We start from the raw sequence: 7,434 nt of genomic DNA, 5'->3' as shown, positions 1-7,434 counted from the left end.
CCATTATTGCCGGAATGGGTGGAAATGCAGCGACTCAGGCCCTGGCGGTTACCGTAAGGAGGATTTCATTGTACGATTTAACAGATAGTCAGGCGTATCGTACGGTATTGAAAGAGTTTACAGTGGGCCTGATTAATGGCGCAGCTACTGGTCTGATTGTATTGGTTTTTGCATTGTATTTTGACAGTAATCCTTTGCTCGGTGTGGTGATTTTTCTTGCAATGACAGGAAATCTGGTGATTGCCGGTATTACGGGCGCTGGAATTCCTTTGATACTGAAAAGGGTAGGGATAGATCCGGCAATTGCCTCCTCTATTATTATTACTACGTTTACGGATGTTTTTGGTTTTTTTCTGCTTCTGGGATTGGCGAGCAAACTGTTGTTATAAAATTCAGGCCTGAGTTTTCTCAAGCCTGAACATATAGGTTTTAAAGTGCTGTTACTCTGGTTTCTATATTACCTTTAGTTGCTTTGGAATATGGACAGGCCCGATGGGCTTTATCGGCCAATTGCTGAGCTTCCTGCTGTGAAATTCCGGGGATATGCACATCCAGATCTGCGGAGAGTACAAATGAATTTCCATCTTTATTAAAGCTGACATGTACATTGACTGTAGCTTCTGAAACATCTACGCCATCATGTTTGGCTACAGAGCCTAAAGCGCCTAAATAACACGGCCCCCAGGCAGCTGCAAATAGCTGTTCAGGATTTGTTGCTCCTCCTTGTCCACCCATTTCTTTCGGTTTTCTAAGGTCAAATTCGATCTGTCCGTCGCTTGATTTAATATGCCCGTCGCGGCCACCTTTGGCCAGTACTGAGGCCGTATATACTTTTTCCATAATATGAGTTTCTATACTAAAGGAACAAAGTAAGGGTGGACTATGTTTTTAGAATCTGATTTTTTCGCTCAGCTTGTAAATGTCATAAGCTACTTTCTGGATGAGATCGAGAAGGTCGCTGATCACCGAAGAATCGTCTTGCGGAATAGGGCCTGTAATTTCTTCCTTAATTCTGATTAAGGGGACATTGCTGATTTCAGCTTTATGGTTTGTTAGGATTTCTGCAGAGAGATTGATCAGGTAAATGGTGTTTTTGATGACAGGCTGTAATTCTTCAAAATTCTTGAAGCTAAATTTATGTTCTTTATTATATAAAGAAAGGGTAGCCGCATAGGAGGATAGAAGATGGTTCAATGCCGTAAACTGGTGCATTTCCTTCATCAGAATTTGCTTGCTCTTAGGCTCAGAAAACATTCTTTGGAAGAGAGAGGCCAGGTTTGCAGAGGTCACATATACTTCTTTTCGCGCTACTTTATAATTGGTGAGGTTCTGTTCTTCCTGGAAATATAAACTCGTTACCTGCTCAAAATAGTTCACATTGGCTTTTAAGGTGTCGATCATGGCTTCTTTGAGTTTTTCATATTCCCAGTTCGGAAAAAGGAAATAACTTGCTACCAAAGCAATGCCGCAACCTATAGCGGTGTCAATGATTCTTTCGCTGGCTATGGAAAGACCTCCCATACCAAGAAAATCAAAGAGTACCAGGATATAAGGCGTCATAAAAAGAACGCTCACAACATAATTTTTGCGCTGGAAGCTGTAACAGGCCACCATACAAACCAGCAGAATCACAAAAAGCACGTGTCTATCGTGGACAAAGGTAAGAATGAACATTCCAACCAGGGCGCCAATGGTCGTACCAATGATTCTTTGGTAGTTTCGCTGTTTGGTAAGACTAAAACCGGGTTTTGAGATCACCAGAATGGTAAGCAGGATCCAGTAACTATGAGAAGAACCCAGGGATTTAGACACAATATAGCCGATCAGCATGACGATGGCAACTCTTATCGAATGCCTGAAGGTTGATGAGCTGAAGGTTAAATTCTCCAGCATCAATTTTGGATCTATATTTTGCCTTGTAATAAACTTTTCGGTGTCTATTTGCCTGGCTTTAAGGTTTTTCTTCTCGTTTTTATTGAAGTAGCTGTTGATGGTTTTAACTCTGGCCAGAATATTCTCTATATTGACCTCGATGTTTTTCAGCGCGACAATGCCCAGGGTATTGTATTGACCATCCACGTTATTGGACTCTAAATCAATAATTTGTGCTTTTAATTTCGTCACCTGTTCGATCAGGAGGGTAGGCAGGCGAGGGGTACCACCTGTTTTTAATGAAAAGGCAATCTCGTCTAATTCATCTGCTATTTTATTGATAACCAACTCATAACTGGTCAAAATACCAACGGAATCGAATTGTTCATGCAGGCGTTTGTAATTGTAATAGGTAGACATGATTTGCTCGAATAAATCGACCATATCAACAAAAACCAGCAGTAAAAAACGGCCTTCAGGTGTCGATTCTCTAACAATTTCACGGGTTTTAAACAAAACTTCCCTTACAGCATCTTGTTTTTCATTAACAAGAACCTGCTGTTGAAGTAATATTGCATAATGATCGTCATAATTGATGTTCTCGTGGTAAAATTTTGCTTTTGCCCTTAAAAATGAGGCAACTTCATATATGGAATCGCTTAAGGTTTGCTGTACGACACGGTATGGGCGAAGTCTGTAGATGGAATAGCTGAGCAAAGCATACCAGGAGCCGCCACACAGAATGAGTCCTCCGTAGCGTAAAACTTCCTGCCAGGGCCTGATATCGTCAACACTCAACACAATGACCAGCAAGGATGCTGTTCCAATTGCAGCTGCACGGGTACCGTACAGGAAGAACATGGAAAATACAAAACTGCCCAGAGCGAGCAGAATTCCTGTAAAATAAATATTTCGATTGGTTAAACCGACCAGTATGGATAATACAAAGATTAATCCGGTGGTTACAGCCATTGCATTTCTGCGGTGTACAATTGGCCCTGGTGTATCTACAACGCTAACACATAATGCGCCTAAGGAAAGCGTCATTCCAAATTTCAGCATTCCAAACTGAGCCAGGATTAATGATGGGCATAAAACTCCAAAAGTGATCCGGAGTCCATCAGCAAAATAAGTACTTAATAAAAAATCATGTATATTTCTTATTGGCTTCTGGAACATGGTCTATGTGTTTGTTATAGCGTCTGAGAACAATCTTTATGCCGGATTGTTTAATTATCAGAATGAATCATAATTAATATTATGTTAAGTACGTTTTTATCTGCACTATCCTTCTGCCGTATTCACTCTAAAATTCCTCTAATTTTCTTTTAAGCTCCTGTGCTTTGTCTAATCTGTTTTTACGGGTATAAATATCAATTAAGAGCTGCACTGTAGGTCTGTCATTGGGATTGATCTCGTGGGCTTGCAGTAATACAAATTCAGCACGGTTGATTAATGCGGAGAATTCTTGTGCGCGTTTTTCTTTATCGCCTTTTAAAGCATCATTAGCATTGTTGACATAGACAAGTCCTAGCTGGTACAACGCGTCAAAATAATTCTGATCAAGTGCAAGTGCTTTTTTATAAGCCAGTTCTGCTGTGGAATTGTTGGAGCTGATCTGATATAAATAGCCGTATAAAAAATACAGCAGTTTATTCTTGGATTCTATGGTGAGTGATTTCTCAATGACCTGCTTGGCCTGATCGTAGCGCTCATTGTCGAGCAGTAAGTTAATGTAATTGTTATTGAGGTAGATATTGTACGGATTAACTTTCAGTCCATCTTCAAGAATTCTGATGGCTGCTTCCTGCTCAAATTTGGATGTATATATTCCAGCCATGGATTGGAATACCACAGGATTTTTAATGCCGTTGTCTTTCGCACGTTTAAAATAAAACAATGCACTGTTATAATCATTGATATTTTGAGCACTTAGCGCTGTATTGATTGAAATGACAGTATCTTTCGGGAAAAAATCACTTACTTCTTTCAATAAAGTAAAGGCTGTTTTGAATTCATTGTTACTATAGGCTTTATTTCCTTTTTCCTGCTTCTTTAGGATGATGTTGTAATTTGCTGCATCTGTTAATGCAGTATTGCTTTGAAACTTATCCAGTCTTTTTGCAGAATCCAAGGTTTCTACCGCTGTGGCATAATACTTCTCGGAATTGGCTTCATCCTGATCAATCAGGGCAACATATGAACTCAGATAAGACCTAATGGCCCAGGTTTCTGGCCAGTTCTTTGTTTTTTTGTCTGTTTGAGCACTTTCTGTAGCCTTTAACCCCTCTCCTACAACAGTCATTTGTTTACTCTTATCCATTCCACTGGCTATAGCTACCTGAAGTTTTCCGACGGCATTCTGAGCTATTTTGATCTGGCTTGTCTGACTAAAACTTTGATAAGATATAAATACTGAAGTTGCTATTAAAAAGAAGGATCTGTTTTTCATTCGTATATGTTTTTTAACGGCGAGGACGCTACCATGTACTACCGTTGGGTTTTGAACAAATTTATATAAAAAAAAAGAGGGATGAAATTTATCCCTCTTTTTTGTACAGCTTTAATATAAAACTATGGTTTTAATTCGTCTAGTTTTTTCTTAACAGCATCATATTTTGCGGTGTCATTTTTAAAAGCATAAACTCTTTTCAATGCTTCTAAAGCTGGCGCGTATTTAGGATCCAGTTCAGATGACTTTAAATAGAACGGCAATGCTTTATCTAAAAGTGCTGTGATCTGCGTAGTCAAAGCATTAGATTCCTTTACTTTTTTAGGGTCTACTTTATTCTTTTTGTTTTGAATCTCAACAGCTTGCTGATAGTAAACATCACCTTTAAGGTACTGATAAGTTGCATTTTTAGGATCTTTCTCAATCAGTTTGTTTAACATCTCTTCTGATTTAGCAATATCTCCTTTGTTGATGTACAACTGTGTTTCAATTTGGATAAAGTTCTCTGCATCAGGAAATTTAGCCGAAGCTTCTTTTAACAGAGCGATCGCTCCTACAGTATCTTTAACCTCACTTAACGATAAATTAATGATCTCAGAATACAAGTCTTTAGCATTAGGTGTATTGAAATCAATGATCTTTTTGAAATTTCTGATGGCTTCAGGATAATTTTTGATATTTCTGGCCATGATACCTGCATTCAGGTACATCGACGTATCGTTAGGATTTTTGGTTGTAGCTTCGTTGAAGAATTTCAAAGCTGAAGCAAAATCCTGTTTGTTATACGCAGTAAATGCGCGGATTTTAATTGCATTGGTGATATTAACTTCCGCATTTGCGATATTTGATTTCTCATCACCTTTTGTATCTAATTCTTTTGCTTTAGCTACCGCTTCTTCAGCAATTTTCTGATTGGCGATAGAGTTGTCAAAATGTAAGCTGTCTGATGCAGCAATAGCAGAAGCGAATAATGCACGATAGCTCCATGCTTCAACCATGTTTTTAGATTTTTCGTTAGCAATGGCATTATCCGTATGCTTTAATCCAGAGTTTAACGCAGTAAGTGTTTTGTCCAGTGCTGGTTTCTGGCTCATGGTAATCTGGAACAGATTCCATTCTTTTTTTGCATCGGCAACTTCACTCTTTTGTGCATTTGCAAGCGTAGCAGCTCCTACAAACAGTATACTAAAAAGTACTTTTTTCATATTAAATGATTGTTTTTAATGGTTATGAGGCTATTCTTCGTGTAGAATAGCCTCATTTTTATAGTTATCGAATTAATTATTCACTTTCAGTGTCTTCAGCTTCGGCAGATTCATCTCCTTCTTCAGCTTCCGGTTTTGTTTCACCTTCTGCAATTTCAGGTGTTTCTGTTCCTTCTCCTCCTTCTACAATTTCTCCTTCAACAACTTCTTCTTCCTCTTCTTCGTGATCAATTCTGGCAACTGATGCAATCTCATCATTTCCTTTCAGGTTGATCAACCGTACGCCCTGAGTTGCTCTTCCCATAACACGAAGGCCACTCACTACAATTCTGATAACGATACCGGATTTATTGATGATCATCAAGTCATCGGCATCTGTTACATTTTTAATAGCGATCAAATCACCGGTTTTCTCCGTGATGCTAATGGTTTTTACACCTTTACCACCTCTGTTAGTAACGCGGTAATCTTCAATATCGGTACGTTTACCATAACCTTTTTCTGAAACGACAAGGATCGTTGCTTCAGGATTATCCACAGCAATCATGCCAACTACCTCATCTTTATCATGTCCTAAGGTTACTCCCCTTACTCCTGTTGCAGTTCTACCCATAGGTCTAACTGTAGATTCATTAAAGCGGATTGCTCTTCCTGAACGCAATGCCATTAAGATTTCACTGCTTCCGCTGGTTAAGCTCGCCTCCAGTAACTGATCACCTTCATTGATGTTGATGGCGTTGATACCATTTACCCTTGGTCTGGAATAAGCTTCAAGAGATGTCTTCTTGATCGTACCTTTTTTGGTACACATGATGATATAATTGTTCTCAAGGTACTCCTGATCTTTAAGATTTTTAACCTTGATATAGGCCTTGATTTTTTCCTCTTTCGGGATATTGATAATGTTCTGAATGGCTCTTCCTTTACTTAACCTTGAACCTTCAGGAATTTCATAAACCCTTAACCAGAAACAACGACCGCCTTCTGTAAAGAAAAGCATATAGTTGTGATTGGAAGCAATCAATAAATGTTCTATAAAATCTTCATTTCTGGAATCACTTCCTTTTGAACCTTTACCGCCTCTGGCCTGAGTTCTGTATTCTGTAGCTGGAGTACGTTTAATGTAGCCTTCATGCGATATTGTAATCACAACATCTTCATCTTCGATGAAGTCTTCCATGCTCATGTCTTCAGCAGAGTGGACGATATGAGTTTTTCTCTCATCACCATATTTCTGACGAATTTCATTCAATTCATCTTTAATGATCTGCATCCTTAAGCCTTCGTCAGCTAAGATAGATTTTAAGTATTCTATAGTTTTTTTCAGTTCAGCATACTCATCTTTGATCTTATCACGCTCCAGTCCGGTTAAACGACGTAAGGTCATATCCAGGATAGCGCGTGACTGAATGTCACTCAATCCGAATTTCTCCATTAAACCTATGCGAGCCTCATCTGGTGTCTCAGAAGCACGGATTAATTTAATAACTTCATCTAAATGGTCTAAGGCAATTAGATAGCCCTCCAGAATATGTGCTCTTTTCTCTGCTTCTGCCAGTTCGAATTTTGTACGGCGAATCACAACATCATGTCTGTGGTCTACGAAGTGCACGATCAAATCCTTTAGATTTAATAACTGCGGTCTTCCTTTAACCAAAGCAATGTTATTTACACTGAATGAGGTTTGCAGGGCTGTTTGTTTAAATAAGTTATTTAATACAATTGAAGCATTTGCATCACGTTTGATCTCATAAACGATACGGATACCATCTTTATTCGATTCATCTTTGATGTTAGAGATACCTTCGATTTTTTTCTCCCCAACCAGTTCAGCCGTGCGCTCAATCATCATGGCTTTATTCACCTGATAAGGGATTTCAGTTACGATAATCACCTCGCGGTCTT

6 protein-coding genes are annotated in these 7,434 nt (G+C 38.9%); 1 reads left to right on the top strand and 5 read right to left on the bottom strand.

Going from position 1 to position 7,434, the window contains the following annotated elements; all coding sequences use genetic code 11:
* Positions 1 to 389: magnesium transporter (locus VNZ46_RS03475; protein ID WP_325558698.1), on the top strand; the 389-nt coding region annotated here is incomplete at its 5' end.
* 40 nt (positions 390 to 429) lie between these two features.
* Here the strand turns inward: VNZ46_RS03475 and VNZ46_RS03470 are convergent.
* The 5 genes from VNZ46_RS03470 to VNZ46_RS03450 form a co-directional block, all read right to left on the bottom strand.
* Positions 430 to 840 carry an organic hydroperoxide resistance protein gene (locus VNZ46_RS03470; RefSeq protein ID WP_133778193.1) on the bottom strand — a complete coding sequence of 137 codons (411 nt, stop codon included), beginning with the start codon at positions 838 to 840 and terminating at the stop codon, positions 430 to 432.
* Between the two features lie 48 nt (positions 841 to 888).
* Positions 889 to 3,051 (bottom strand): FUSC family protein, encoded by a 2,163-nt coding sequence (locus VNZ46_RS03465; RefSeq protein WP_325558696.1) that lies wholly within the window; start codon positions 3,049 to 3,051, stop codon positions 889 to 891.
* Positions 3,052 to 3,178: 127 nt separating this feature from the next.
* Positions 3,179 to 4,324 carry a hypothetical protein gene (locus tag VNZ46_RS03460; RefSeq protein WP_325558695.1) on the bottom strand — a complete coding sequence of 382 codons (1,146 nt, stop codon included), beginning with the start codon at positions 4,322 to 4,324 and terminating at the stop codon, positions 3,179 to 3,181.
* A 122-nt stretch (positions 4,325 to 4,446) separates the two neighbouring features.
* Positions 4,447 to 5,529, bottom strand: a complete 1,083-nt coding sequence (locus VNZ46_RS03455) for a tetratricopeptide repeat protein (RefSeq protein WP_325558694.1) — start codon at positions 5,527 to 5,529, stop codon at positions 4,447 to 4,449.
* Between the two features lie 76 nt (positions 5,530 to 5,605).
* Positions 5,606 to 7,434: DNA gyrase C-terminal beta-propeller domain-containing protein (locus VNZ46_RS03450; RefSeq protein WP_325558693.1), on the bottom strand; the 1,829-nt coding region annotated here is incomplete at its 5' end.

Source organism: Pedobacter sp. (genome assembly GCF_035566355.1).
Classification (GTDB): Bacteria; Bacteroidota; Bacteroidia; order Sphingobacteriales; family Sphingobacteriaceae; genus Pedobacter.
This window is presented reverse-complemented; position numbering and strand designations above follow the sequence as displayed.

Excerpts from the sequence above, each read along its gene's own strand:
- VNZ46_RS03470 (WP_133778193.1), bottom strand. The coding sequence starts at position 840 with ATGGAAAAAGTATATACGGCCTCAGTACTGGCCAAAGGTGGCCGCGAC.
- VNZ46_RS03465 (WP_325558696.1), bottom strand. The coding sequence starts at position 3,051 with ATGTTCCAGAAGCCAATAAGAAATATACATGATTTTTTATTAAGTACT.
- VNZ46_RS03455 (WP_325558694.1), bottom strand. The coding sequence starts at position 5,529 with ATGAAAAAAGTACTTTTTAGTATACTGTTTGTAGGAGCTGCTACGCTT.
- VNZ46_RS03460 (WP_325558695.1), bottom strand. The coding sequence starts at position 4,324 with ATGAAAAACAGATCCTTCTTTTTAATAGCAACTTCAGTATTTATATCT.